This is a genomic window from Bradyrhizobium japonicum USDA 6 (assembly GCF_000284375.1).
In the GTDB taxonomy this organism is placed as follows: domain Bacteria; phylum Pseudomonadota; class Alphaproteobacteria; order Rhizobiales; family Xanthobacteraceae; genus Bradyrhizobium; species Bradyrhizobium japonicum.
Window position 1 is genome coordinate 2,561,887 of record NC_017249.1, and the last position, 25,059, is coordinate 2,586,945.

General features: G+C 60.1%; 29 protein-coding genes and 1 pseudogene. 17 read left to right on the forward strand and 13 right to left on the reverse strand.

The window, feature by feature from the left end; all coding sequences use genetic code 11:
* Positions 1–5 precede the first annotated feature (5 nt).
* From BJ6T_RS11985 to BJ6T_RS11995, 3 genes are all read right to left on the reverse strand, one after another.
* Positions 6–1,517 carry a helicase HerA domain-containing protein gene (locus BJ6T_RS11985; protein WP_014492622.1) on the reverse strand — a complete coding sequence of 504 codons (1,512 nt, stop codon included), beginning with the start codon at positions 1,515–1,517 and terminating at the stop codon, positions 6–8.
* A gap of 105 nt (positions 1,518–1,622) precedes the next feature.
* The gene (locus BJ6T_RS11990) at positions 1,623–2,441 is read right to left on the reverse strand and encodes a YkgJ family cysteine cluster protein (RefSeq protein ID WP_014492623.1); all 819 of its coding nucleotides are present in this window, start codon (positions 2,439–2,441) and stop codon (positions 1,623–1,625) included.
* Between the two features lie 247 nt (positions 2,442–2,688).
* Complete coding sequence (locus BJ6T_RS11995; RefSeq protein ID WP_014492624.1) at positions 2,689–3,753, reverse strand: ketopantoate reductase family protein; 1,065 nt, start codon at positions 3,751–3,753, stop codon at positions 2,689–2,691.
* A 789-nt stretch (positions 3,754–4,542) separates the two neighbouring features.
* On the opposite strand from BJ6T_RS11995, the gene BJ6T_RS12000 reads away from it, so the two are divergent.
* The 6 genes from BJ6T_RS12000 (at position 4,543) to BJ6T_RS47940 (ending at position 9,949) form a co-directional block, all read left to right on the forward strand.
* Positions 4,543–5,811, forward strand: coding sequence for a site-specific integrase (locus BJ6T_RS12000; RefSeq protein WP_014492625.1), 1,269 nt, complete (start codon positions 4,543–4,545; stop codon positions 5,809–5,811).
* A 258-nt stretch (positions 5,812–6,069) separates the two neighbouring features.
* Positions 6,070–6,318 carry a hypothetical protein gene (locus tag BJ6T_RS12005; RefSeq protein WP_014492626.1) on the forward strand — a complete coding sequence of 83 codons (249 nt, stop codon included), beginning with the start codon at positions 6,070–6,072 and terminating at the stop codon, positions 6,316–6,318.
* A gap of 372 nt (positions 6,319–6,690) precedes the next feature.
* Positions 6,691–7,005 (forward strand): hypothetical protein, encoded by a 315-nt coding sequence (locus tag BJ6T_RS12010; RefSeq protein WP_014492627.1) that lies wholly within the window; start codon positions 6,691–6,693, stop codon positions 7,003–7,005.
* Positions 6,945–8,579, forward strand: a complete 1,635-nt coding sequence (locus BJ6T_RS12015) for a toprim domain-containing protein (protein WP_144037992.1) — start codon at positions 6,945–6,947, stop codon at positions 8,577–8,579. Before BJ6T_RS12010 ends, BJ6T_RS12015 begins: the two co-directional genes overlap by 61 nt.
* Positions 8,555–9,208 carry a helix-turn-helix domain-containing protein gene (locus tag BJ6T_RS12020; protein WP_014492629.1) on the forward strand — a complete coding sequence of 218 codons (654 nt, stop codon included), beginning with the start codon at positions 8,555–8,557 and terminating at the stop codon, positions 9,206–9,208. The genes BJ6T_RS12015 and BJ6T_RS12020 overlap by 25 nt, the downstream gene beginning before the upstream one ends.
* Before the next feature lie 279 nt (positions 9,209–9,487).
* Entirely contained in the window at positions 9,488–9,949 is a 462-nt protein-coding gene (locus BJ6T_RS47940; RefSeq protein ID WP_014492630.1) for a hypothetical protein, read from the forward strand.
* Positions 9,950–10,618: 669 nt separating this feature from the next.
* On the opposite strand, the gene BJ6T_RS12030 is transcribed toward BJ6T_RS47940, so the two are convergent.
* Positions 10,619–11,290 carry an HXXEE domain-containing protein gene (locus BJ6T_RS12030; protein ID WP_202556947.1) on the reverse strand — a complete coding sequence of 224 codons (672 nt, stop codon included), beginning with the start codon at positions 11,288–11,290 and terminating at the stop codon, positions 10,619–10,621.
* Between the two features lie 576 nt (positions 11,291–11,866).
* On the opposite strand from BJ6T_RS12030, the gene BJ6T_RS47130 reads away from it, so the two are divergent.
* From BJ6T_RS47130 to BJ6T_RS12045, 4 genes are all read left to right on the forward strand, one after another.
* Entirely contained in the window at positions 11,867–12,043 is a 177-nt protein-coding gene (locus BJ6T_RS47130; RefSeq protein ID WP_014492632.1) for a hypothetical protein, read from the forward strand.
* 344 nt (positions 12,044–12,387) lie between these two features.
* A complete protein-coding gene (locus BJ6T_RS12035) occupies positions 12,388–12,636 on the forward strand; it encodes a hypothetical protein (protein ID WP_014492633.1) in 249 nt (82 codons plus the stop codon).
* Complete coding sequence (locus tag BJ6T_RS12040; RefSeq protein WP_014492634.1) at positions 12,633–13,364, forward strand: HK97 family phage prohead protease; 732 nt, start codon at positions 12,633–12,635, stop codon at positions 13,362–13,364. The genes BJ6T_RS12035 and BJ6T_RS12040 overlap by 4 nt, the downstream gene beginning before the upstream one ends.
* Positions 13,361–13,804: a helix-turn-helix domain-containing protein gene (locus tag BJ6T_RS12045; protein WP_014492635.1), complete on the forward strand. Its 444-nt coding sequence runs from the start codon at positions 13,361–13,363 to the stop codon at positions 13,802–13,804. The genes BJ6T_RS12040 and BJ6T_RS12045 overlap by 4 nt, the downstream gene beginning before the upstream one ends.
* A 222-nt stretch (positions 13,805–14,026) precedes the next feature.
* Here BJ6T_RS12045 and BJ6T_RS43275 read toward each other — a convergent pair whose 3' ends face one another.
* Together BJ6T_RS43275 and BJ6T_RS47135 are read right to left on the reverse strand one after the other, a co-directional pair.
* Positions 14,027–14,488, reverse strand: a complete 462-nt coding sequence (locus tag BJ6T_RS43275; protein ID WP_080593852.1) for a hypothetical protein — start codon at positions 14,486–14,488, stop codon at positions 14,027–14,029.
* A gap of 206 nt (positions 14,489–14,694) precedes the next feature.
* Positions 14,695–14,955: a hypothetical protein gene (locus BJ6T_RS47135; protein ID WP_014492636.1), complete on the reverse strand. Its 261-nt coding sequence runs from the start codon at positions 14,953–14,955 to the stop codon at positions 14,695–14,697.
* A gap of 294 nt (positions 14,956–15,249) precedes the next feature.
* Here BJ6T_RS47135 and BJ6T_RS12055 point away from each other — a divergent pair, with 294 nt between their 5' ends.
* Positions 15,250–15,471 carry a LuxR C-terminal-related transcriptional regulator gene (locus BJ6T_RS12055; RefSeq protein WP_014492637.1) on the forward strand — a complete coding sequence of 74 codons (222 nt, stop codon included), beginning with the start codon at positions 15,250–15,252 and terminating at the stop codon, positions 15,469–15,471.
* A gap of 297 nt (positions 15,472–15,768) precedes the next feature.
* Here BJ6T_RS12055 and BJ6T_RS12060 read toward each other — a convergent pair whose 3' ends face one another.
* Complete coding sequence (locus BJ6T_RS12060) at positions 15,769–16,230, reverse strand: hypothetical protein (protein ID WP_202556946.1); 462 nt, start codon at positions 16,228–16,230, stop codon at positions 15,769–15,771.
* Positions 16,231–16,390: 160 nt separating this feature from the next.
* Here BJ6T_RS12060 and BJ6T_RS12065 point away from each other — a divergent pair, with 160 nt between their 5' ends.
* The 5 genes and pseudogenes from BJ6T_RS12065 (at position 16,391) to BJ6T_RS49370 (ending at position 17,976) form a co-directional block, all read left to right on the forward strand.
* On the forward strand, positions 16,391–16,645 hold the full coding sequence (locus BJ6T_RS12065) for a hypothetical protein (protein ID WP_014492639.1): 255 nt from the start codon (positions 16,391–16,393) through the stop codon (positions 16,643–16,645).
* Positions 16,645–16,872: a hypothetical protein gene (locus BJ6T_RS12070; protein ID WP_014492640.1), complete on the forward strand. Its 228-nt coding sequence runs from the start codon at positions 16,645–16,647 to the stop codon at positions 16,870–16,872. Before BJ6T_RS12065 ends, BJ6T_RS12070 begins: the two co-directional genes overlap by 1 nt.
* Positions 16,873–17,211: 339 nt before the next feature.
* Positions 17,212–17,304 (forward strand): annotated as a pseudogene (locus tag BJ6T_RS49360) (non-homologous end-joining DNA ligase); the annotation flags it as partial.
* Positions 17,305–17,401: 97 nt separating this feature from the next.
* Positions 17,402–17,830 carry an ATP-dependent DNA ligase gene (locus BJ6T_RS49365; protein ID WP_014492641.1) on the forward strand — a complete coding sequence of 143 codons (429 nt, stop codon included), beginning with the start codon at positions 17,402–17,404 and terminating at the stop codon, positions 17,828–17,830.
* Entirely contained in the window at positions 17,827–17,976 is a 150-nt protein-coding gene (locus BJ6T_RS49370; RefSeq protein WP_342394613.1) for an ATP dependent DNA ligase, read from the forward strand. Before BJ6T_RS49365 ends, BJ6T_RS49370 begins: the two co-directional genes overlap by 4 nt.
* A gap of 264 nt (positions 17,977–18,240) precedes the next feature.
* Here BJ6T_RS49370 and BJ6T_RS43285 read toward each other — a convergent pair whose 3' ends face one another.
* Together BJ6T_RS43285 and BJ6T_RS12085 are read right to left on the reverse strand one after the other, a co-directional pair.
* On the reverse strand, positions 18,241–19,065 hold the full coding sequence (locus tag BJ6T_RS43285) for an FRG domain-containing protein (protein ID WP_160321076.1): 825 nt from the start codon (positions 19,063–19,065) through the stop codon (positions 18,241–18,243).
* Positions 19,066–19,137: 72 nt separating this feature from the next.
* The gene (locus BJ6T_RS12085; RefSeq protein WP_014492643.1) at positions 19,138–20,595 is read right to left on the reverse strand and encodes a YecA family protein; all 1,458 of its coding nucleotides are present in this window, start codon (positions 20,593–20,595) and stop codon (positions 19,138–19,140) included.
* A 163-nt stretch (positions 20,596–20,758) separates the two neighbouring features.
* Between BJ6T_RS12085 and BJ6T_RS12090 the strand changes: the two genes are divergently transcribed.
* Entirely contained in the window at positions 20,759–21,154 is a 396-nt protein-coding gene (locus tag BJ6T_RS12090) for a hypothetical protein (RefSeq protein WP_014492644.1), read from the forward strand.
* A 37-nt stretch (positions 21,155–21,191) separates the two neighbouring features.
* Here BJ6T_RS12090 and BJ6T_RS43290 read toward each other — a convergent pair whose 3' ends face one another.
* The 4 genes from BJ6T_RS43290 to BJ6T_RS12105 form a co-directional block, all read right to left on the reverse strand.
* Entirely contained in the window at positions 21,192–21,977 is a 786-nt protein-coding gene (locus tag BJ6T_RS43290) for a hypothetical protein (RefSeq protein ID WP_014492645.1), read from the reverse strand.
* A 111-nt stretch (positions 21,978–22,088) separates the two neighbouring features.
* Positions 22,089–22,484, reverse strand: coding sequence for a hypothetical protein (locus BJ6T_RS12095; protein WP_014492646.1), 396 nt, complete (start codon positions 22,482–22,484; stop codon positions 22,089–22,091).
* Positions 22,481–23,050, reverse strand: a complete 570-nt coding sequence (locus tag BJ6T_RS12100) for a DUF1926 domain-containing protein (RefSeq protein WP_014492647.1) — start codon at positions 23,048–23,050, stop codon at positions 22,481–22,483. Before BJ6T_RS12100 ends, BJ6T_RS12095 begins: the two co-directional genes overlap by 4 nt.
* Positions 23,051–23,685: 635 nt before the next feature.
* Positions 23,686–24,321, reverse strand: a complete 636-nt coding sequence (locus BJ6T_RS12105) for a MarR family winged helix-turn-helix transcriptional regulator (RefSeq protein ID WP_014492648.1) — start codon at positions 24,319–24,321, stop codon at positions 23,686–23,688.
* Between the last annotated feature and the right edge of the window lie 738 nt (positions 24,322–25,059).

Consider the following 25,059-nt stretch of genomic DNA (forward strand, 5'->3'; position numbering starts at 1 on the left):
CGATCTCAAGCCGAGGCCGCGCTCGGAACCGGCTCCGCCGGCAGATCGTCGCCGTTGGGATCGCCCGGCGCGGTGGCCCAGGCCAGCTCCACCAGCGTCACGATCCGGCGCCCGCCGCCGTCGAGCTGGCAGACGATCAGGCCCTGCTCCTCCATGTAGCCGAGCAGGCGCTGGGCGCGGCGCAGCGAATGCGAGCCGTAGGCGCGCGCGATCGCGGCATCGCCGGGGCAGGGCCAGCCTTCCTTCGCCGCGCGTGCGATCATCATGAACACGCCCTGCATGTCGTCGGGCAGGATCGAGGCGCGCAGCGACACGTCCTGCCAGGCGTCGTCCTCGGCATGCTCGGCGCCGAGCCCGGCGCGCGCGCGTGTCAGCATGCGGCGGAATTCATTCAGATCAGGCACCGCTGAGCCGAGGCCCTCGATGCGGCAGCGAACCACGAACTCCTGATAGAGAACGCCGACGGCGCGGAAGCCGGCATCGGGCTCGGCGAGCACGGCACGAAGCGTACGATCGACGCGCTCGCGCCGCTCGGCGAGCTCCTCGGCACTGATCGGCACCTCGGCCACCTCAGGCCGGATCTCCGGCGCGGCCGCCTTCGCGGCGCGGAGCTGCTCGAGCAGATCGGGCGCGGGCCGGCGCTGCGGGCGGCTGGCATCGGGCGGCGGCGCGGCCAGGATCACGGCGCGCATATCCTCGAGTGCGGCTTCCGGCATCGGCATCAGCCGCGGCGTGGAATTGCGCGCGTGGGTGTCGGTCGGGCCGATATGCAAACGCAGGGGGCGTCGCGACAGCGCCGGGCCGAGTGCCATGAACTGCCCGCGCTCGAGATCGCGAAAGGATTCGGCCTGCCGCCGCTCCATGCCGAGCAGGTCGGCGGCGCGCGCCATGTCGATGTCGAGGAAGGTCCGGCCCATCAGGAAATTGGAGGCTTCCGCCGCGACGTTCTTGGCGAGCTTTGCCAGGCGCTGGGTCGCGATGATGCCGGCGAGGCCACGCTTGCGGCCGCGGCACATCAGATTGGTCATCGCGCCGAGAGAGAGCTTGCGCGCCTCGTCCGAGACCTCGCCGGCGACAGCCGGCGCGAACAGCTGCGCCTCGTCGACCACCACCAGCATCGGGTACCAATGGTCGCGATCGACGTCGAACAGGCCGCCGAGGAACGCCGCGGCACGCCGCATCTGGTTCTCGGCGTCCAGCCCTTCGAGATTGAGCACGGTGGAGACGCGATGCAGCCGCGCGCGCTCGCCGGCGACCTGAAGGCCGCGCTCGGTGTGATCCTCGGCCTCGATCACCAGATGGCCGAATTGCTCGGCCAGCGTGACGAAGTCGCCTTCGGGGTCGATGATGGCCTGCTGCACCCAGGGCGCGCTCTGTTCGAGCAGCCGCCGCAGGAGATGCGACTTGCCGGAGCCCGAATTGCCCTGCACCAGGAGCCGGGTCGCCAGCAGTTCCTCGAGGTCCATGGCGGCCGCGGCGCCTGCCGTGGTCTGCCCCATCTCGATCGCAACTGTCATGTCCCCGACTCAAGTCCCCATCATTCGCGGAGAGGGGCTTATCAACCCGGCCGGGGCGCGTCGAGCGGCACCGTGCGAATCATGCGGTGTTGCCCACGGCGGAGTTCAGGCGTGATTCGATTGCCGTAAAAGTGCGGGCCGATAGGGCGCCTGCGGATCGTCGTCCTCGTTCTCGGGGATCGCACAGGAGCCGAATTCCTGCCGGATACGCTCGATCTCGGCGACGCGCTCGTGCAGCCGCTGCAGATGCTCGGTCGAGGTGGCGCGCCAGAACCGGAAGGTGTCGGTGGTGAGCGGCAGGAACGCCGTTCCGAACAGCGTCGGCTCGGGAACGATGGTACGTCCGAGCAGCAGGAACCGGTTCTCGCCGGAGACCACGAGGGTCGCGTAGCCGCGGTTACCGATCCGCCTGATCCCGTTCAGCGACCATTCGGCGAGCTTGCTGAAATAGGGCTCCTCGCGCCAGCGATCGGGGCAGTGGTCGTCGACCGTCACGTTCACCGCGTCCTGGCTGAAATGCACGATGATGCCGGACGTCGCCGGAAACCACGCGTCATCGAGATGGCCTTGCAGCCAGGCGCAGACGAAGGACCGGCACATTTGCGGACGGCGGTCGTAGATGGTGCACCCGGTTCCCGTCTGCCAATGCTTGCAGAGTTGATTCACCGGCTTGTCGACGGCGGCGACCTCGAGGATATCGCAGCAGGCGTTGCACGAGCCGCACTGCCGGGTGAGCGGCGGCGGCGTTTGCCGGTTAGCCGGCCGAAATCCTTGGCCGTCGCGAATGAGGAGCTTTTGCTTCTCCAGCGTGCTCAGCGCGCGCTCGACCTTGAGGCGGGACAAGCCGGTCGCGTCCACGATGCCCTTCATCGTCGTCGCGCCGGCCTCCACCGCGCGAGCGACCTGCAACGCCGTCTGATCCATCGTCTTCTACTTGTTCTTCAGCCCTTCGATCCGGCCATCGCGCTGCCCCGGAACTTGCGGAAGTCGGCGCCCGTGTGACGGCTAGCAGTCGCATGTATGCGGGATTTACGCAAACGGACTGCTGAGCAGGATGGCCCGTATTGGGCCAAATCGTAAGCCCATGCCCAAGAGTGATCCGGTCTGCATCGGCAAGTCCGGTCGATCAGTGCAGGCCGGTGCGAGCTAAGACGGCAGCGCCGGCACGCTGCTACTGCGCGCCAGATCCGCCCTGCACGATCTTCTCGTTCAGCTTCAGGTCCACGGTCTCGACCGTGCGGTCGATCTCGGCATTGGGGGTGCCGAGCTGATGCGAGATCAGCTTCACCAGCAGGTCGACGCGCTCGATGAAAGGCGCGCCACTCGCGACCGCGCGCGCGGCCGATGACGGCTTGAGCAGGCTTTCGGCGGCCTTGGCGTACTTCGCAAACGGCACCTGGTCCTCCGGATCGGCGCCGAGGCGGCGGGCGATCGCATCGACATGGTCGTAGATCGTCTGCGAGCGCGCGAGATCGCCGTGCACGGCGTCGCGGATCGACTGCGGCTCGTGCGGCGTGATGCAGCGATAGTTGCCGGTCAGGAGCATCGACCATTTCGCCAGCGGCACGAACAGCGAAGAGAACACTTTCAGCTTCACCGGCACGTCGTGACCGTCGAGCGTCACCGCGTCGATGTCGGCTTCGAGCTCGCGCAGCACCTTGTTGTGCTTCTCGTCGGCGAAGGCCGATGCCTTGAAATTCGTGGGCAGGCCGACATGAAGCACGTTGGCGGCTTCTTCCGGCGGACGGAAGGCCTGCGGGTCGGGCGAGCACAGCGTCACCAGGCCGGGCTCGAACCGTTCCCACACCTGCGCATTGGTGTAGGCCTCCTCGAGATCCATGTCGGCAAGCGACGGGATCCGCTTCAGGTAGGGCAGCGGTGGCATGTTCATGATCGACAGGCACGGCAGCTTCGCCGCGGCGATCTTGACCATGAGAACGCGGACCGTGTGGTTGGTATATTGCGGCTCCTGCATCGCCAGGCCGACCATGTCGTAGCGCGAGAGGTCGACATTGCCCGGCGTCACCGCGTCGAGCTTGCCGGGCAGGTCGCGCGAGAAGATCGCCCGGTGCACCGCCTCGTCGCGCAGCTTGATGCGCACCTCGGTACCGTCACGATTGATCAGCTCGGCGGTCTTGGCGCGGCAGACCAGGGACACGTTATGGCCCGCCATCAGCAGCTTCGTGCCCAGCAGGGAACCGTAGGAAGCCCCGAGAATCAGGATGTTACGCGCCATATTCCGTCCCTTTGAAAATGTGTGTGATTTTTGAGCCCCGGCCGTCATCCGCGGGCGAGTTGCCGGCATGTAAAGCGAAGTCCGCGGGGATGGCAACTGGGATAATGCATACAAGGCGGAGGTGGGCTGTCGGGCGGGTGACGGGGCTCTCGTTGCCCGACGGGCAAAACACCCGAGAGGGCGTCAAGCCGCGCGTGCGAAAATATTCCGCTTTACCGAAATTCGGAAACGGCGTATGTGTCGCCCATCCCGGCTCACCAAGAGGGGCGATCTTGTGTCGTCACTGTCGCGAGCCGGGCTTGCGGTGGACGCGGCAGCGTTGGGCGCGAGAAGTGCGGGCAGGGCGGATTGCTCTCCGTGAGCCCAAGACTTCGTGCCGGATGAGCGGCGCTGCTAGGCTTAGTCTCGTCTGCAAGTTTCCGGCTCCGTCGACAGGGCTGGAAAAACTGCAGCGAAATGGCGGGCCGTGCGTACGGCAAAACCGTGTGGTCCTGGCCGTCGTCGCTACGGTCAAGTGTTTGCGGATGCGGCAGTCGCGTCAACCGGCGCGGTGCCGGTGACTTTCGCAAGGACGAGGGAGGCCAGAAGGAACTCGGCTCCCGGGAGAGCACGGCATAAGCCGTCCAACCACTGCGCAGGAAAAATAAATAGTCGGGTGAAGCTGTGTAGAGCCGTGTGGAATCCGCAACCCGTTGATGGACCAAACGATCTCTTCATAAGCTGCCACCGGCCTCTTTATGGCTCCATGCACACGTTCGCGACACATCGCGAGACACCGGACAAAACCACATGGCCCGAAAGGTTAGTTTCAGCGCGTTCGAGAGCCGCAGCGCGCGGCTCAACAAGTTCACCGTCCGCCGTAGGCCGTACAGCGGACCGTCGCTGGCGCGCGGAATCCTGCTGATGTATCGCCGCAACAAGACCAATGGCACCTGGGTCTTGAAGGTCAGCGACGGACATGGCGCTTACTGGACCAAGGCGTTCGCACTTGCGGACGACTTCGAGGAGGCCGACGGCAAGACCTTGCTGACGTTTTACCAGGCCCAGGAGCAGGCGAAGAAGCTGGCACGCGCGGGCGACGACAGCGCCGGAACCGCGCCGGTCACGCTCGACAGCGCGCTGACGGCCTACCGAGCCGACTTGATCGCGCGCAGCGCAAACCCTTACAACGCCGAGCACCCGCGCCTACACCTCTCCAGCGCGCTGTTGGCGAAGCCTGTGGCCCTGCTCGCCGCCACCGAGCTGAAGCGATGGCGCGACCAACTGATCGGCACGATGAAGCCGAGCACGATCAACCGGCTTTGTCGTTGCGTCTGCGCCGCGCTGGCGCTGGCTGCGCAGCACGATCAACGTGTCAAGAACGCCGACGCGTGGGAAAACGGCCTTGCCGGTCTGCCCGATGCCCAGGAAGCCCGTAACGTGGTGCTCTCAGACGACAAGGTGCATGAATTCGTCGCCGCCGCGTACGGAATCGATCATCAGTTCGGATTGCTCAGTGACGTGCTGGCAGTCACTGGTGCGCGACCATCCCAGGCCGTGCGTCTCCGCGTCGAGGATTTATACGATCATCCGGTGAGGCCGAAGCTGATGATGCCGAAGTCCGGAAAGGGGGGCGGAAAAAATCGCGCGCAAAAAAAGGCCGAGCGCTTTTCGGTTCCGATCACTCCCCAGCTCGCGACACGACTGAAGCAGGCTGCCAATGGCCGCGCCGAAATTGCGCCGCTGCTGTTGCAGAGTGACGCCCGGCCTTGGGACAAGAACCCTGGCCAGAACTATCATCGCCAGGTGGACAATGTCGTGACGAGCATCGGTCTCGATCCTGCGGACGTCACGATGTACGCGTTGCGTCACAGCTCCATTGTCCGCATGCTGGTGCGGGGTGTGCCGATCCGGTTGGTGGCGAGCCTGCACAACACCTCGGTCGCGATGATCGAAAAGCACTATTCCCGGCACATCACGGAGCACTCAATCGACGACATCGCGCGTATCGGATTGCTACAGCCGGAGCCGCCAAGCGGCGATAACGTTGTGGCGATAACCGCGAACGGAGTCGCGTAGTTTTGCAACTGGAATCTCAGTCGCGGCTGAAAATTTAATTCTGATGCCCCCCTCTGGTTGTCGGCAGTCAACTGCTTCAACTGATGAAAAAAATCTCCAATGTGGCCCAGGACTTAGCTGCGATAAATCGTCAAATTTCAAAAAAATTTTGAGGAACTTCAATGACTTACCGGAAGGGCACGCCTCCGCTTGTATTGACGGCTTTCACTTTTTGAGCGCGAATCCCAGGTGTTCATATGTTTCGCCAAGGAGACGAAAATGGGCAGCCGGAAATCGCGTCAGGTGCTGCACGACGAAAACAACATCAAACCGCCGCAGCCGCGTTTGGCGCTGACCATTCGCGAATTCTGCGAAGCTCACCGCATCAGCCAGGGGATGTTTTACAAGCTGAAGAAGCAAGGGCTGACGCCAACCGAAATGAGGCTGGGCACGCGTTCGGTGATCTCACTGGAAGCCGCCGCAGTGTGGCGCGCCCAGCGCGAGGCCATGCCGAACAGTCAAAAATGAAGGTGGCCGCTCGGCAGGGCAAACCACCGAGACGGCCGGGAACTGCGAAATGCTCTGAACGGTCTTCGTTATAGTCCCGGCGTCCTCGGCCAGCAAGATGCCCCGCAGCGGTCTCGCTCAGACGAGGCTCGCTATGCTGTCCGACGAAAGTATTTTCTACCTGCTGAACCTCGCTCATCAGCGCGCCAGCAACCCCCAGGAGCCAGTCACGGCGTTCTGCTCATGCTCGCTGAGGGCCGACACCGCAGCATGCACCCGCCGCCCGTATGCTCGGCGGCGTCGCTCGCGGTCTGGCCGCAGCCGCGTCGCACGTGGCAAGTGCAGTGATCCTGACAGACCGAGTCCAAACGCCGCGAATTCGTGGAGGCTGTCATGTCGATGATGGCCAACAATGACGCGCGCCTTGCGACAGTGCGCCTAACGATTCACGCCATTGGCGATCTGCGCGACGCCCGGCGTTTGCACCGGGTCAACCTGGGGCAACGACTGCTCTGCGTCTCGAAAAATCCTGTCCTCGGTGCGTCCAGCGCACTGCTCGACGAAGGCCTCGATCCCGAGACGGTGGTCGCGTTCGAGGACCCGTATTTTGAAATCGAGAGAGTCCTAACGCTGCGAGAGGCCACAGCGTGGCGGTTGCCGGGCCTTGGCGTAGTGGTGCCGTTCGAGAAAGGTGGTGTGGGGTGTTAGATTTCAATGATGCTCTGTCGCAAGAGGAGGCCGCCGAGGTTTACGGCCGTGTTGGCGGAAATGGTGCTCGTCGTGGTCATAGCCGGTTCGATGCCAAGGAAATCCGCGAACTGTTGAATGACGACGCCCGCAGCTTTATCGTCTGGCTCTATTCAGGTCGCGCTTTCCTTCATCGTACCGAAGCCAGGATCGGCAATATTTACGGCGAGCCTGGGACATCGCTCTGCATCGAGTTAACGGGCAAGAACGCCGGGTTATGGTACGATCATTGTACCGATGAAGGCGGCGATCTGATCAAGCTCTATCGTCTCTTCATGGGTTACGTCGGTGACACCGACAATTTCGAACGCTCGCTAAACGAAATCGCCAAGGAATTCCTGCATTGGGCGGTCAAGCTCGAACAGCCGACCCGGGGCGCGGCTCATATCACAACACCAAACGAGAAGATCGCCGCCAACAAGGAGAGATGGGGCACCAAGCCGAAGGACGAAGCCGAAATCCTCGGCGCGCCGATTGCCGAATACTTCTATCGCGACATTCACGGCAACATCTTGTGCAGCGTTAGGCGCTACGAGCCGAAGACGTTCCGGCCGTGGTGCTGGCGGGAGATCGACGGCGAAAAGAAATGGATGATCGGCTCGCCTGGAGTCCGGCCGCTCTATCATCTGCCGGAGCTGTCGAAGTCGAGTGAAGTCGTCCTGGTCGAGGGCGAAGGCAAGGCCGACGCGCTGGCCAAGTTTGGCGTTGTGACGACGTCGGTGATGGGCGGCTGCAACGCCACGACGAAGACCGACTGGACGCCGCTCAAGGGCAAGACCGTCATCATCTGGCCGGACGCCGACGTTCCTGGGCAGAAGTTTGCCGCCGACGCCACCGCCGTTTTGTCCGCGCTCGGATGCAGGGTGAAGCGGGTGACGGTTCCGGAGGGCAAGCCTCAGGGGTGGGATGCCGTCAATTGCCTCGCGGATGATGGCGGTGCCGCCGCTGCCGCCGCGTTGATTTCGGAGGCGGTGGAGGTCGAGCTGAAGCCGCAAGACGACAAGCCGCATCCGCATGTCGGATCGCCCGGCGCATATGGGCCAGCCCCTGGCGCGATTAGAATTGAGGAAACGCTTGAGGTATTCGACCGCTGGCTCGCACTGCCGGATTCAACCCCGATCCTCGCCGCACTCGGAACCATTGCCGCCAATCTTCTCCCCGGGGATCCGGTCTGGCTCGGACTAATCGCCCCACCATCATCCGCAAAAACTGAAATCCTCAACGCGACATCAACGCTGCCGGATGTGGTGCAGGCTGCCACCATGACGGTGGCAGGGTTGCTGTCGGGTTCGCCTAAGAAGTCCCAGGCCAAGGGCGCGCAAGGCGGCTTGCTGCGGCAGATCAACGAATTCGGCATCATCGTCTTGAAGGATTTCGGTTCAATCCTGGCGATGCATCCCGAAACCAAATCGGAGGTGCTGGCCGCGCTGCGCGAAATTTACGACGGCTCTTGGACGCGCCATCTCGGCAGCGACGGTGGCCGCACGCTGTCTTGGAGGGGAAGGTTGGATTGCTGTTCGCCGCTACCGGCGTGATCGATGCGCATTACAGCGTCATCGGTGCGATGGGGGACCGCTTCCTTCTGTGCCGGCTGGCACCGGTGGGCCATGGCCAGTTTGTCCGCGCGCTGAAGCACGTCGGGGCCGGCACCAAGCAGATGCGCCAGGAACTGGCAGAGGCGGTGACGCGGTTGTTTGCCGGCCGTACGCCGGAACCGCGACCCATCACGGATGCGGAGATCGAGCGCATCAACAATACCATCATGTTGGTGGTGCGGCTGCGCGGCGCCATCGCCAGGGATCGTCAGAGCAAGGAAATCGAGGCCGTCTATGGTGCCGAAGGCCCCGCCCGCATTGGACTAACCCTGGAACGCCTGCTTGCCGGCCTCGACACGCTCGGCGTCGAGCGCGAGACCGCGCTGAGAGTTGTCGAGACGGTCGCGCTGGACTCGGTGCCACCGGCCCGCCGCAGGGCTTACGACTATCTGCGCGCGATGTACGCAACCAGCGGCGCGGTCGAAACCACCGCCATCGCCAAGGCTATGGAGCTGCCAACCAACACGGTGCGCAGAGTGCTTGAGGAGCTGGTTGCCTACGGTCTGGCAAGCCGGCAGTCGCAGGGGCAGGGAAAGCCGGATTTGTGGAAATGGGTCGATTGGAAGTAGTCCGGAAATCGCCCCGAAAATGGCAAAAAATCTAATGACGACAATTGTTTCAGCTGATTCTAACCTACCTTCTCCCCAATATCTTCTTCTGGCGACAAGGGACAATACTAATAGAAGCTGGCGCTGACGCTCGTGCGCTCTCACTGCATCAACTGATATTGGGGAGAAGCTTCCGTCTCGTAACGCGCGGAATGACTGGCGCAGCGATGGGCTGGACGGGAAGCGTGGGAAGCGTAGCTTAGGTAGAGCAACGTCCGCTTCTTTAGAAAGATTCCTTGCATGCCACTGCCGCGAGACCTCACGCTTCCAAACCTGCGCCAGCCGAAGCCGGAAGCGCACGGAACGCGCAACCTGACGAGAGCCGGCCACGGCCGGCCGAAGGGCGCGGCTTCAAAAATCACACGCGATTTGAAGGCCGGCATCATCGAAGCTGCCGTAAACCATGGTCGCGACGGAAACGGCGAAGGCGGCCTCGTTGGCTATCTTGAGCATCTGGCCGCCGACCATAAGAAGTGCTTCGCCGGCCTGCTGCAAAAACTGCTGCCTTACCAGGTCAACGGCGATGGTCTGGGCAATGTCGCCGTCACCGCGATCAAGGTCGTAAGCATTCCATACGGTCAGCATTTGGGTCGTGAAGAAATCGAGCGGATCGAAACCGTCGAGCACGAGCCGATGCGAGAATCCGGCCAGAGCGTCCCCGCAATCGACAGCTCGCCGTTCGCACCACTGCGACGTCGATAAGGGCCTCAGCGGCGACCGTGGAGCCGCTTCACCCGAGCGCCGCTTCAAGACACCGGCCGCCTGGCCTACGCGCCCCAGCGCGGCGCATCGCCCTGGCGAATGGCCTTTCGGGCGAGAGGTGGGCGCGTTTGCTAAGCGCCGGCTGTTGCGCGCGGTGGAGGCTAGTCATTTCCTTAGCAATGACGTTACTCGGGCAGAAAACTAAACGATATCAACGGCCCCGTCGTTCTGTGTTCTCGGGAGTGTCGCGAAACGCTGTCACGACAGCCTGTTCCCGACGTCGAGCCATCGTCGCGATTGCACGCCTTCGCGACTCGAACGTCTGCGAGGAGTGGACGTCCATCCTGTGCCCGAAGCACCCGCCGCCGCGCCGCCCGAGAGTGAGGGGGGAGTGGTCCAACCTCCGGCCGGCCACCGAATGAGGGCGGCGCGCTCCCTTTACTCCGCACTAATCCGCTTGGTACGCCCTGCGTAACAGATCAGCCGTTGCTCAGGCGCGCCACGCAAGCCATCCCTTGCTCAAATCCTGGAATGCCGCCGGAGTTTTTCTGGAATTCGTTTAGGGTGTGTACTCATTGAGCGGCTTGGCCGACTGATGGCCATTGCCCCCCGACAGCGGAGGAAGAGCGGGCCTTGCCCGAGGTCGCAGGGGCCACAAGCGGGCTGGTCCTATTGGATCGGAACTGGCCGCAACAATTGCGGCTTGAAGAACTGGCTGCCAAGGGCTGCCAAGATTATCGGCGTGAAACCGATCACAGCGGCATAGACCAGCAAGCCATTACCTCCGATCACCTCGGACTTGAACAGCCCGTAGCCGATAAAAAGCAAGACATGCGTGAGCGCTCCGGCGGCGAACGCCACGCCCACGACCTTGCCTTTGTACGGCCCACGGAACACGCAGGCGTAAACGACCCAGAGTGACAACGGAACGAACAAGATTGCCGCAGTCCATAGGCCAGTGTTGTAAGCCCCCTGCGCGATGCCGCCTGCCGTGTGCAAAAGTCCGTTAGCTAATAGTAATCCCCAGTAGCTGAGGCCGATGAGTATATTTCGCCTGCTGAGGTACGCTGCGAGTGGCGCACCGAACCACATGAGAGCAATGTTCACCAGCGGGTAGAACGGCAGCGGGATCGGGCAAGCCGGATACGGCTCAAAGCCGAAGTTCTTACAAACCATATCCGGGAGTGAGTAGTTCAGGCCGATCACCGGCAGGCTATATTCCTCAAGTTGATGCAGCCAATAGAGTGGCACGGCTAACCACGCCAGCCAGACAAGGTCTCGCCAGCGCGATACGGTGTTGTTGCCACGGAATGCGTCTGTCATGAGCAGGATGGCGACCATCACGACCGCCCCACCGAACCCTATGAACGGCCAAACGGTGTAGAACCAATGTGTTTGCACCGTTGCTCCTGATACCGAATTGCTAAACGCACCTAATAGACCGTCGTACACTTCCCGCCCGGTAGTCAGCGGTGTTGACGCAGATCAACATTGCTTGGAAACAGGTCGGTCGTTGGACCGATTTCCGCTTCGGGTCAAAAACGGCAGTGTTCTGAGGTGCGGAACGTTTCCGCTTAGTCATCAGGACCGGACTTCTGCGCGTTGATGGAGTGCACGCCCTAGTACGCGGTACGTACCAGGGACAGCACAGGCACCTGCGCTCCCTAGCTAGTCTCGCGCGAAGATATCGTGACCTGGAACTGTCACAGCTGGCGCCTCGGAATTTTTAGTATAAGTTGCATAGCGCGTATCCCACTACCGTGCTAAATTGTCCCAATGGGCGATGACCTTCAGTACAAGGTTCTGGTGATTGCAGCGGGCAGCTTGCCGGTGATCTTGGCGGCAGCCGCCCTGTTCATGCGGTAAGGGCGCCCCGCAGCGCCCATTCTGATGCGGGGCCGATCAGGATTAACGCCTATGCCGCGCTGGAAGGAAGCATGGACCGAAGACGAAGTGGCTAAGCTCAAGGCGCTGGCAGGCACCATGCCGCTCACTCTGATCGCCAAGGAGCTTGATCGGACCGCTGGCGCCGTGCTCGCCAAGGCGGCCGAAGAAAAGCTTTCCATCGTCCATACCCGGAGCGGCCGAGCCTGACAGTCAGGTGTGGGTTGCCGGGACAACCACGAAAATGCCGCCTGCGCGTTTCCTTGCGGCCCAGATTGCGGACCGTGATGGTGGCGTACCACAAGCGGGTTTAGCAAGCCCGTCAACCAGCGCGCGGCCGTCGGGGGTTTGGTGATGCATCCCCTGACGGCCGTTCTCTAGCGACGTCTTCGACCACCGAAAAACTTTTCCCGCACCAGCGCTGCCGTTTCCCGCGAAACTGGCCGCGTTGTTTGCCATCGGCTCGCGCAATCGCGCGATTCGTTTGTGCCGCTCTCCGCTGGATCGTGGTAGTCTGATGCCGGGCTGTTCGCCATCAATGAGAGGCGAGCCAAATGGCGACCGACAAAAGCATCCGCAAAGGGGATTATCTGCGGGGCGGCTTCCATCCCGCGAGCATGCGCGCCGCTGACACGCTGCGCGCCGAGTTCCCCTTGCTCGAAGGCGTCCTGCAATCAGCCGGCCCGCCGCCGACGCCCGAACGGCTCGCAGAACTTGCGACCGAACGTCTCGCACTTGAGGCGCGCATGGCGGAGCTGAAGCGCCGCATTGCCGAACTGTGCGCTGCGGAGAAGCGGAAATGAGCGGCGAAGCTTTCCAAATGCGCGTGCAGCTCGCGAAGCTCGCCAGCCGCTACAAGATCGCGCCCCGACCGACACTTATCCCGCTCACGGCGCCGGTCGATCATGCACTCACGGTGGATGGCCTTGCGAGCACCACCGACATTGATTTGGAGCGCACCAAATTCCGCGCCTATGCATTTTGCAATCCGTGCTTGCTGTTTAAGGGCCGTGAGTTGCCGCCGCTGCTTTACAAGCATGATGAATCGCAACCAGCAGGCAAGATTGAAAGCCTTACCTATGACGCGCGCGGCAATCTCAAGATCAGTGCCCACGTCACCCACGAATTGGCAAAGCGTTGCGGGGCGTTCTCGATCCGCGCCTATATCGGCGGTTATGAATTGCGCGACACTGACAGCGCACACTTCCATGCGCTGGTGACGAATGCGGAGATCATAGAAATCAGCTTGACGGATGCGCCGGCAAATCCGCACGCCCTGGTGCAGCGCCGCTATCCCGCCCCGCCGCTCACGGCGTGGCTTAAGACAATTGGTGAGACCAATGCGCTCCTCATTCGGCGCGTTGCAATTGTTCGTGAGATGATGACGGTCCTGGCTAAGACGCCGCAACAGCGCACGCCGAAGCTGGCGCCTGCAAAACACCCGCCGCGCAACGCGCCGGTGCCCATACCTCGCCGGCCGACGACAGAGTTTTCCAAACTGGTTTTAGCGATAAACAGGAGCCGGGTATGACTCAAACCATTACTGGCACAGACGTGCTGCGCAAAACGCTAAAGGCGCGCAACAAAAGCCCGAACGCCATGGCGGTCATCGCCAGCGAGATCGACGGCGTCGGCGTCTCGACACTGGAAGATTTTAGCAATGGAAAGGCTAAGCTCGGCGTCGAGACGTTGCAGGCGCTCGCCAAAATCTTGTTCGATGCCGAGTTTGACCCGACGCTGAACGTATTGCGCAGCGCGAACAAGGCTCAACCGATCACCATGGGCAACGCACCGCCGCCGTTCGATCCTGAGCGGCACCCAAGCTATCATCCCGCGCCGGCCGGTCCATGGACGAAGGGCGGCCTCACGGGCTTGCCGCACTCGCCGCCTAAGCGGCGGCCTGGATGGCTCGACCGTCCAAGTGCGGAGCCGCCGATACGTCAGGCATCCGTGCTTTTCCCGCCTAAGTAGTTGTGCTTTGATGCCCATGCACCAGTTGTGGGGGATTGCGATGGCCAGCCGTCAGCATATTTTCACCGCTGCCTACATCGCGCTGGCGATCCTGAATACGGCACTTGCGACGATGGCCATCTTTTCGTTTTAGCCCCCCTGATGCGGCGGCTAAACGCGGACCGCCGGCTGATCGACGGCCGGTTTTAGGCGGCGCTGCTGCGCCGACAGCTATAAGGCGTCCTAGTGTGGAGTAGGACTCGTCGATGCAGATCGGTCGCACGCCCGATACATGTCCATAAGAGGTCTACCCTCCAGGAATACCGCACGAGGCCTTAAGCCGCCTTGCTTGTCGAGCCAGCGCTGAATCGCATCAGGATACATCGAATACAGCATCCGGGTCGCGCTTCGGTGGGTGAAGGTACGTCCGGTTCGGTCAAAATCCCACGCCGCATGAAAAGCGAGTTTTGCCCTAGGAGTAACGCAGATTTTTTCCGGGGTAATTGTTGCGAGCACTATCGTGCAGGCCGAGGCGCAAAGGCCGTCGATCATCACCGACTGATTCGAGGCCCGCAGTTTTTCGTATCGGTCAATGTAATCGCCAATTGAGCCGCCTTGATCATGCGTAATGCGAACAGAAGCCTCGCTGCTTCTGACGCACGTGAACAGCAGCAAAACCGCAAGTAACTCCGCCCGATGGTCCATCGAGATCTGTCCTGCGATTGCAGTGGAATAAGCGCTGCGGCAGGGCGCAATGCTCTACCGCAAAGCGCGGCTTACGGATCAGTAGCGGTAACCGTATGGGTATTGACCCGGGCAGACCCAATTCCCGTATGTGTCATAGAAGCAATTATTGTTATTGCCGTAGTAGCCATAGGCACCGGCCGCAGCAGCTCCCACTGCTGCTGCACCTAGCCCGTACGCTGCGCCCCTGTAAGCCCCACGATAAGCTGCATTACGGTATACTCCGCGACGAACTGCCGTGCGCGCAATGGGGCGGCCGGGTATGGGTCGATAGCCATAGCCGCGACCAGCGACGCCATATCGGCCTCCTCGAACATGAGCGACGCGTGCGCCGCCACCGTGAAATCCTCCAGCGCGCATGCCGCCTCCATGAAACCCACCGCCGCCGCGGAACCCACCGCCTCCACCTCGGCGAGCAAATGCATCATCGGGAATGAGACTGACAGTGACCAGAACAAGAGCTGCCAAAGCGGCAAGAAGGCATCGAAGCATGGCTGTCCTCCAAGGTAGGGTGCCGCGCAGGAGCGACGTGGTGCCCGCTCAAAATAGTCGACACCCGGCACGAGCCTTTGCCTGTGCCCAAGTCGGCGCTTGATTTAGATCAATGGCCCGGCGAGCCATTGCATTCGATTCGTGAGCGCTCTTTGTCCAAACGTATACACAAGCGCTGTCTCTCATTGTAGTAGACAGGGTGGGCGATTGCCTGTCAGCTGCGAGGCGCCATGAACAATCTCCCGCTGAGTCCACGCGAGAAGCAATTACTCCGCCGAATAGCTGCCGGAAAGACGGACGCGCAGATCGCTGAGCGGCTCGGAGGCGGTGTCAAGCGAGTCGCTGAGCAGCGCGTCCGCCTGCTCTATAAGATCGGCATCAGTGCGCCTGCTGAGATCGCCGATGCGGCCGAGCGGCTGGCGAAGTGGCGAACTTACAGAGGCGTCACTTAAAAAGAGCGGCCAGATAACAAAACCGCCCGTTCTCACGCATCGTCGTCGTCACCGTCATCATCCTGTACCTGGCCGGGGCCGAGCTGCCGCGAATCGTGACCGGTGGTTGGCCGGAACCGGCCAGATGGCGCTGTTTAGTTTCACCAAGACCTGCGCGGATCGCTTCGTCGGTTCACTGGTCTCCTGCCGTCTTCAGAAGCTCGCGGTTCAGCATGACGACGTCATGCCCCTCCAAGCCCGGCGCGCTTGCTGTCCGCCCCTTTGAGCAGCGCTGTTTGATGGACCGTTCAGCCAAGTCTACTGGCTGCCTCCCAGGGTGCGGCCCAGTCGTTCAAGTTCGAGCGTGACGCAGAAGAGTGCGAACAACGACGCCACCAGTTGCAGCCCACGGCGCGACATGAGCCAAAGATCGGCGCCTTGATGGATCTCAGGCAAATGCCTGAAGAACACGACGCCGAACAGCGAGCCTCCGAAGATAAAGGCGAGCCGCCCCAGAAAAAGGAATAGGTGATTCAGGATCGGGTTCGAGCGCTGGGGTGGAAGCGGAACGCATCGCAGGCGATACCAATAGGCGGCTTGCATTGCGACGATCATAAAGGGCGTTGCAAGATTGTCGGATCGTTCGATGGGGAGCTGCTCACCTGGATTGGCCATCAAGTGCCGAAATTCAGGCAGGCCGTCTAAGATTATAAAGAGCCCGCCTGTCAGTTGCCCCAAGAGGAGCATCAGATAGAGGGCTCTTGATTTTTGGTCTGTCATGCCGAGCACTCGTCAAGCTGCTTTCGAATGGTCCGGCTCGTTCGAGAGTGAACGATGATCCAGATCAAAGCTTAACGCCGCCAATGTAAGCGGCCTTTTTCGTGCCCACTTGACTCATTGTTCTTGTTTCGTTCTATTGGGCAAAATCCCAGGTTTGGTCATGCCCACACTCGAATATCTCCGCTCGGAAATCGAGCGCATGCGCGCGCAGGTTGGTCGACAGCGCAAGGAAATCCTCCAGCTCCAACGTGCCGGAATAGGGACGGCGTCGGCGGAAGCTTTGCTCTCGCGGATGCTGGGGAAGATTGACGACCTGTGCGCTGAACGCGACCGGCAGGTGCGGGCAGCGAAGGAAGGCCCGACCTATGCCACCGGCAAGCCTATCCGGGGCACTCCGGCAAACCGCAGGATGTGATGGACAACCTTCGGCGTTTTCCTGCGCCGTGGGTGATGGAAGAGGACAAGGAATGCTTTCGCGTGAAAGACGCGAACGGCTTCTCCCTCTGCTGCATCGTCCACCGGCAAGACCTTCACGACCGGCCGTACCAGTACGCCAACGAATTCCTCACCCGTGACGAGGCGCGGCGGATTGCCAAGGCGATATCCAAACTGCCGGAGCTACTGAAGCGGCCGCCGTATTGATGTTCTGATTTATCACATCCTGTTCGTGCGTTGTTCGAGAAGCGTTCTCAAAACACAACCTGAAACAGCGTTCTTGGTTGTGGGCGACGCCTGGGTGTATTCACGAATGGAACACGTCTGCGCGTCCGAAGTTGGAGACTCGTTGAGTAAGGTAGTAGGCTGCCCGCCGCTGGCCCCAACACCGGCGGCGGGTATTTTTGTGAGTTGCGTAGAGTGGCGAGGCGTACCGAGATGCCGGGGTTCATTAAACCCCAGCTGGCGACCCTGAAGAGCAAGGCTCCCTCAGGTGCCCAATGGATTCACGAAATCAAATACGACGGCTACCGAGCGCAGATGCATATGAACAGCGGCGCTGCGAAAATCTTCACTCGCAACGGTCATGACTGGACCAAGCGGTTCGCGCGCATCGCAGGCGCGTTCAAGCTGAAGAGCCAGACCATCTTCGACGGCGAGATCGTCGTCGTCCACGACGATTCGAACAAACTTCTCCGAGCTGCAAGCAGACCTGGCCAATGGTCGGCAGGACAGGATGCTGTTCTATGCTTTCGATATCCTCTTCCACAACGGCGAGGATCTTCGGAGCAAGCCCCAGCTGAAGCGCAAGGAGTTGCTGAAAGAGTTGATCGACATGCTCGATCCGCCAATCCTCTACAGCGAGCACCACGAAGGCGACGGGCAAGCTCTGTTCGAAGCGGCGGCGCGGTTGAACTATGAGGGCATCGTGTCGAAGCTGGTCGATGCGCCGTACCGATCGGAACGCGTCGAGGCCTGGCAGAAAATCAAAACCGTCCAGCGCGAGAAATTCCCCGTGGTCGGATTCATCAAGGACCCGACCGGCGTCGCCGCCCTTTACCTGGGGAAGAAGGAAGGCAAAGATCTGGTGTACATGGGCAAGGTTGGCACCGGCTGGTCCCGCGCGGTTTCCAGTGAGATCCGAAGAAGCTCGACACGGTGGTGAGCCCAAAAGCGAAACTGACAAGGCCCATCAAGAAACCAAAGGCTACTTGGGTCGAGCCGACATTCTATGCTGACGTGGAGTATCGCGACATCACTTCGGAGGGCTTACTGCGCGCCAGCTCGTTCAAGGGATTGTCTCGCAAGTAGATAAGAGGCGGATCGAGGAAAAACTATCGCGCTGGCTCTTTGCGGTTAGCCAGTGCCTTTCGGATTAGTCAGTCATGACGTAACCTTATGCGCGGCGCGAGTGCTGCGCCGATGCGCTTTCGAACTATTCCAAGATCCTTTTGATGCGAGCAATAAACGCTTCAAGCCGCGACCTCCAGACTCGCAGCTATTGCTTCATCTGCCGCTTGGCCTTGGCATCGGCGATCCGAATTCGGATCACGTCATCAAGCGACATAGGCCGCTTCACCGCAGCATCTCCGCGATTTTGAACTTTGCGCTTGCCAGCTCCTCTCTAACGGAGATCGTCTCCATGAGACTTTCCTGCGAGCCAAAAAGCGAAAAGGCGGTGAGGTTGTAATCCAACAATTCTCTCAGGACGGCGGCACGTTCGTCAGCGGCCAATCGAAACTTGAGGAGCCTATCTTGTCCGGGCACCTTTCGGTCAAAGACGTTCGCGTGTGGTTTGAAGTGCCATCCTTTTCCTTGATGATGCTGCACGCAGATCGTGTACTGGGCCTGCTGGGCAAAATGACGCCTGTGTGTTGAGACGTAGGGGCCACACGTCGCTATTTGCGGCTCGTCATTTCCTGAGGTCTTAAATCCTCGCGGATTATCGCAGTAAGCAAAAATGACAACATGATCTGTTAGCGGGCGAGCGAAGGCAAAATAAGCGGCAACAAATGGCGACCGGCTCCAATCTAAAATGGGTGTCGGAAACCCATGATGCCGTAGATATGTCATGTATTCATAATGCGGCGGAACGTGGAGCCCCAACGCAAATGGCTCGTATTCCCTGACCGAACGGTCGATGGCTGGCCAACTCGGTTCGTCAGGCCACTTTAGCTCAGCCAGACTTTCGATCTCAGATTTGATCCGCAGGATTAATCTGTAATACTCCGTAACCGATTGAGGGTGAAAACTGCGCTCTAACGTGGTCTCAAGTTTCCACTTTTCCGAGCTATGCCCACGAAACACGTAAGAACTATTTGCCGGCGCGGATTGTCGCAATTCCGCAACGGCGGCTTTAAATTCGAGCCACGTGTGAACTTCATCGGTTGGCGTTGTCACGATTTTTCCCTTCTATGTGCGCGCCCGCATCGAAGTCTTTTTTGCCAACAGGACGCAACCGGCGTGGCAGGCTCAATAAATTGTGGTGCCGCGCAATTCTTTTTCTGACAGGTCGATGAACACAGACATCGGGTTGGACTTGCGGAAGCTGGCTTTCCGCATGTGACGCAACCCCAATTGACTTATCGTGTTGAGGACTGCTCCAGATAAGGCTGCCGTATCGACTGCCATATGCCCCGTCATCAACCCTGTTGTTGCGGCAGTTAGGCCGGTACCAGCCCATTTGACGAACGACTCTTGGATTTTGTCCCATTCAGCAGTCGCTTTTTTGTGTTCGCCGATGAGCGCATCCTTCGAGTCCCGAACGAATGAGTCGAGCGCGGTCAGGCTGCTGATCTCGGATGCTTGTTTGCCTATGGTCCGAAGCAAGGAACGGAAACTCTCTAAGCGTCCATCCTCGCGAATGCTGGTCGCAAATCCAACGTCGACATTGCTCAGGAACTTAAATTCCAGAGATTGGAAGGTATTGGCGAGTGGGCTCCAGACGCGGGCCGTTTCGCTCAATTCGTCACGGGCCGCAACGAGTTCGCGCCACCGTGACCGCATGTTGGTGTACGGAAACGCACCCGTAATGTCACAAATTAGCAGCGCGGTTTCGAGATTCACGCCGCTCCGCATCATCGACAACTGGCCCGAGACTGCATTATCGCCGACCGGTCGCTCCCATGCGATAGGGTCTTGGCGCAGTTCTCGCCGGGCGTATTCGATTAGCAGCTTCTTCTGATCTTCGTCGAGGATCTGTCCGGATCGTTCCACTTGGCTCAGGATCGTTTTATCGTCCAGCGCAAACAGAAAGCGCTTGAGCGTGTCACGGCCGACCTCGTAAGTGGCTGCTAGATCGACGGGGTCAGGCTCGATATCCGCCAATCTGGCGCGAGCCAAGTCCGCCGTTTTAAATCGCAACTCGCGTTCGATGTCGCCCGGATCTGGAATAAGCTGAACGACACCAGTTTCGACCCACGGAGCGATTTGAAAAAGGAAGTAAATCAGTTTGACCATCTCGGCCTTGTACTTGCCGGGATTCTCAATCGGATTGTATTTAGGTTTTATATTCCGTGCATTTGGAAATGGGTCGATGACCAGGATCTGGTCGTTATACAAACTGAAGCGGATGAGATTACGCAAGATCAGGTCAGGACGAACATCGCCCAGATACAAGCCGCGGAGTTTTCCGTCACCCGGCTTTGGCAAGATGCCAACCCAGTTAGTTTCCGGACCCCACATTGAGCCGTGCACGTTGAAGAATTCGCGGATCTCTTCATCTGCAATATCGCGCTTGAAGTCGGCCCACGTTCGCCTGTGCGGGAAACCGAAAATGCTCTGCGCCGCTCTTATGAGCAGTCGATTTCTGTCGAGGATTGAAACGTCTGCCCAACCCGAAAGCGCGGCGCGATCCTCCTTGCCGTAGTGACAGTCTTTGTACTTCTTGCCACTCCCGCACGCGCAGGGGCGATTGAATTTTGCCGTCATCCTCTCATCGACCTCCGGTCGGCAACCCGACTGTTCAGCGAATCGGGAGCTTCCACGGTGGCACAATGCAGGGTAGCAATAGGAGGATTGGGCCGCTTGTCCCAGCTATTCACAGGGCTGTTCTTTCGCGGTTGCGAGGTACGCCCCTGGGCGGGAGGGCCATATGGCGTTCTGGCGAAGGTTATTTGGTCTTGGGCCAAACACTAACCTTGCGCCGGGACGTGGCTGGATCGTGCCGGTGGTGGGAGAATCGAACTATCAAGACGTGCTGGAGTCGCTCTATCGGATGAATGGCAAAGTAAGTCACGACATCAAGGTGACTGCTAGTTTGGTGCCGGAAGACGGCAATGCGTTCGATTCGAACGCGGTGCGGGTCGAGATCGATTCATGCTGTGTTGGTTATCTCCGGCGAGACATGGCTTTGGAATACCGGACCGCCCTGGGCGAGTTCGCCGGGAAGTGCAGCGCCAAGATCGTCGGCGGCTTGAAGTTAGAGGACGGCACATCGGCGTTCTTTGGCGTCAAGCTCAACCTCGCGTGGCCGCCACGCATCAAGTGACGCCGCACTGGTCCACGGCGTGCTGGTCTCGACTTGCTCAGTCGCGCGCGCTGGGCCGCCCGAAATTCCAACTGCCTCCTGCTGGATAAGTGTACGCTTGAAACGGCTCCGGTTCAGTCTTCAAGGTTTGCCAATCAAAGTCATATCGCTCTTCCATGGGCCAATCATTTGGAAACTTGATCAAGAAGTAATGACCACTCGCGAAATCGAAGCCGTCAGATCGAGATGATTCTGCAACCAAATGATCAGGTAGGCCGTCTTCATTGATGAACTGAGCGGAAAATATAGCGGCCAATGCACATGCGGCTTCCACAAGATTACCCAGGTTGGCATCGGTGAAGTGCGCATGTCTCGAATGCTTGACGCGATTGTACGCTTGGTACCACGGCAGTTGCTCGTGCCCAGACCAATTCTGAAATGGCTTGAAGGTATCCTGGTTGCCTGACCAAGCCGGCAGTTTGACCTCATACGACGACATGCGATGCGACGCATTTATCTTTCGATAATCGCGCATCGTCCAATCACCAGATCGGGCGTAGCCATTCTCTCGCAGTATCGCGGCACAGTTTGCTTCTATCTCGAAGCAGCAGCGTGCGTGTAGCTCCAGAATGCGGTGTGAGTAGCAAAGAAGATTGGCGTCCGCTGGTTCGATATAGTCGAATAGTTCGATGAGATCCTTCTGAACGATTTGAAATGCGCGCAAATAGTGTTGCGGTGACTGAGCGTGTTCGGCATGCCGAATATACTGCCCGTTTCCACTGTTTTGGTAACTACCATCCGCGAGCTGCCGTACGGTTCGTTTGTAGGGTTTTGTTATTGCCATTGACTTGCACTCTCTTTCATCGAGTGTCGCTGCTGTCGGCCCACGAGCCACCGGCGGCATGTTGCGCAGTCAGCAGAAGCGCGCGCATCAGCAATGCGATGGCCGTCTTGGTCATCGTGGCGAACATGCCTTTAGCGACTCGCATCGAGTACACACGCCCGCAGTTTGGGATGGCGCAAGAACCTTGCCCGAAGGATCGATGGACTGACGTGAATTGATCACGCGCATATCCTTCTGCACCGTCAACAGCCCAACAGGTGTACCATCGCCATTCAATTCGACGAATACGTGAGCCCCCATGCGGTCAGCGAAAGCAAAGGCCTTGTTGCCGATGCCGGGGGAGATGCCGATGCGCGCGTATTGACCGTCGTTCTGATTGGTATCGGGTGGAGACGTGATAAATATGCTGTCGCTGAAGCCTTCGATTTTGCACCTCAGCACGTCAGCCGAAGCGTCGGTCGCGAGAACGGTAAGCGTCAGCGCAGCAACTATTGTCGTCTTGGTCATTTGTCGTCGCGCCCATCCAGAGTCCGAATTGCCGCAATCATCAAGACCTGCCGGAATGTGTTTACGTAAGGCGAAAGCGGGAATTTTAGGTCAGCACGTTTGGCGAACGCGGCTAGATCGGCATCCTGATTGAAGGTGTACGCCAAACTGACGAACTGCGCTGCTTCCGCCGAACGCGAACTGTTCGCTTGAGCTTGTTGAAGTGACGCGACCCTTTCGAGACACTCTGAAAACGTGTCTTTGAGTTGATGCCGCGCCCATTCCACAGATGAGATCAGCCGAGTTAGCCGATTGACATCAGATGTTGTTGATTCCGTAGTCACCCACGCATCCTCCGCAGGCGTATTGGTCGGCACGGCATCGAGGACTTCGCGACAATAGGCCTCAAACCGTCGCGCCAGCTCGACCCGGTTTGCCGGGCTATAAGTCAGTTTGAAGGAATAGCGGAATAAATCGTTTTGCTTCGAACGCTGGGCAGGGGTAGCCGTCTGCGAATTGGCAAGTGTCACGGCTGGGCCGGTTAGCAGGGCCAACGTCAGCAGGACCTTGGTGGATGGATTCGTCATCCGCTGATTGTAGCGCGACCGTTACACCCGCCGCCAGAGTTCACCGCCATCCACAGGGCTCCACCGGCATTCATACCATTTATCGCAGCCGGACCGTCACCGGATCGCGACACCAATGTGCACACAGGCTGCGCACGACATTGATTTAACTCGTATTTTCAGCCGCCTTGACTTCCCTGCGCAGGGAAGGCCGAGTGATTGGCACCACCTGTATGCTGCTGTGCGGTCTCCTTTGCGCTACCTTTCGCGCAGCGGACCGCGGGTGCGAGGTCAGCACCCGGCCTTCCCTGCGCCCTCTTGGCTTCGAGGGCAGAGAGATCAAGCAAAGCTCGGGCGAAATGCGCTGCGAGGGTGCATAGGTGTGTCTGCAGCGCTGTCATCGCCCGGCCTTGACCGGGCGATCCAGTATTCCCGCAATGACGATGCAGAGCCGGGCCGGATCTCTCCGCATTGTAGCGTGTTGCTTTTTGGCTCCCGGCTCTGCGCAGCAGCGCCAAGAGGCTTTGCAGCGCAGCCGGGAGACCGGAGGAAACCAGCTTGTTTCAAAAAACGATACCACTGAGAAACTTTACGCAAGCGCCGGCGATCGCATCCGCGCGAAACTTGCGCGTTCCATCACGTCGCGAACTCCCGCCTCATCCCTGGCTCGCCATGCGCGCGCGGTCGAGATGCCCCTCGATCTTCGGGCGGTCGCGGGTGCGCTCGAAGCTGGTGCAGAGGAGCTCGGTCTCCTCCAGGGAAACCGGGGCGCGGTACAGCCGGCACATGAATTCGGCGCTCGCGCGTCCCTTGCCCGTGCCGGGACTGCGTTCGGCGAGAAACATGCAGTCGCGGCAGATGCTGGCGTCGAGCCGCTGATGGGCCGCGTCGAGATGATTGAGGATCTCGCGCAGCGAGTCGCGCAGCCTGACGCATTCGTCGGTGCCGAGAGACGTGACCGCGTTCACCACGTGATTGATCGGGTCGTGCTGGCTCAGGCATTTCTCGCCTTGCGCGGTGACGTGCAGCACCACGGACCGCTTGTCCTCGTGCGACGGCTTTCGCACCAGGAAGGACTTGGCTTCCAGCGTCTTCACGATCTGCGATGCCGTGGCCCGGGTCGCGCCGATGAAGCCGGCCAGCGCGGACGGCGTGCGCGAGAACCTGTTGGCACGGTGGAGAAAGCGCAGCGCCATCCATTCCCGGTCGCGCAACCCCTGCTGATTGCCTTCGAAATACCAGGCTCTGGCCGCCTGAACCAGCAGCTCGACGGCCTCGCGTGCCAACGGCATGAATTCCTACCTTGCCCCGGGTATCACGTCTGCGGCGCCCCGGAGCCGCCTTCCGTCGTTGCGCACGAGTCCTTCGCGAGAAGCCGTACCAATCACAATATCCGACACATACGCAGGGCCCGGCTCTCGCGCGAAAGCACGGACTGCTCTGCCGCCGACCTCGACAGATGGACTCTGCGAGATACGGCGCGAGAAGCTGTGTCGATGATGGTGTGCCAATCGTAGCGTCGTCGAACGAAAGCCCGAGTTGCCGTCACAGCCGGACGATGGATCGGAGTTGTTCAACCGTAGCCCCTGAAGTTCAAGTCACACGCAGACGTTTCTTGTATTCCATCGAAACGATGAATGAGCTTCTCAACAAAATCAAGTAGAGACGCTCCCGAAGACTGGCTGTCGCTCGAAGCGATTGTAACGTTCAAGACAATCTCGTTTGTCAGGACACATGATGGTGATCGTAATACGCAGTGTAACAAGCTACTTGCACGCAAATGTGCGACGGTTTGATTGCGCGCCTGTTGCTGTCCGCCGTTGATGCAAATTGATGGAAGCTTGTGCATGACGGTGACGCGCAGCGGCGCGTCATCCACAACTTGTGCGATCCGTTACAGAATCGCCAAGGGAATTCGTAGGGATTGCACGCAGCGGTTGTTGTGATAATGACAGGGAGGCGGGTCCGCTGGATCGCCTTCGCCTCGGCGGCACGATCTCCACCGAACGGCTGATGCACGCGCGCGACGG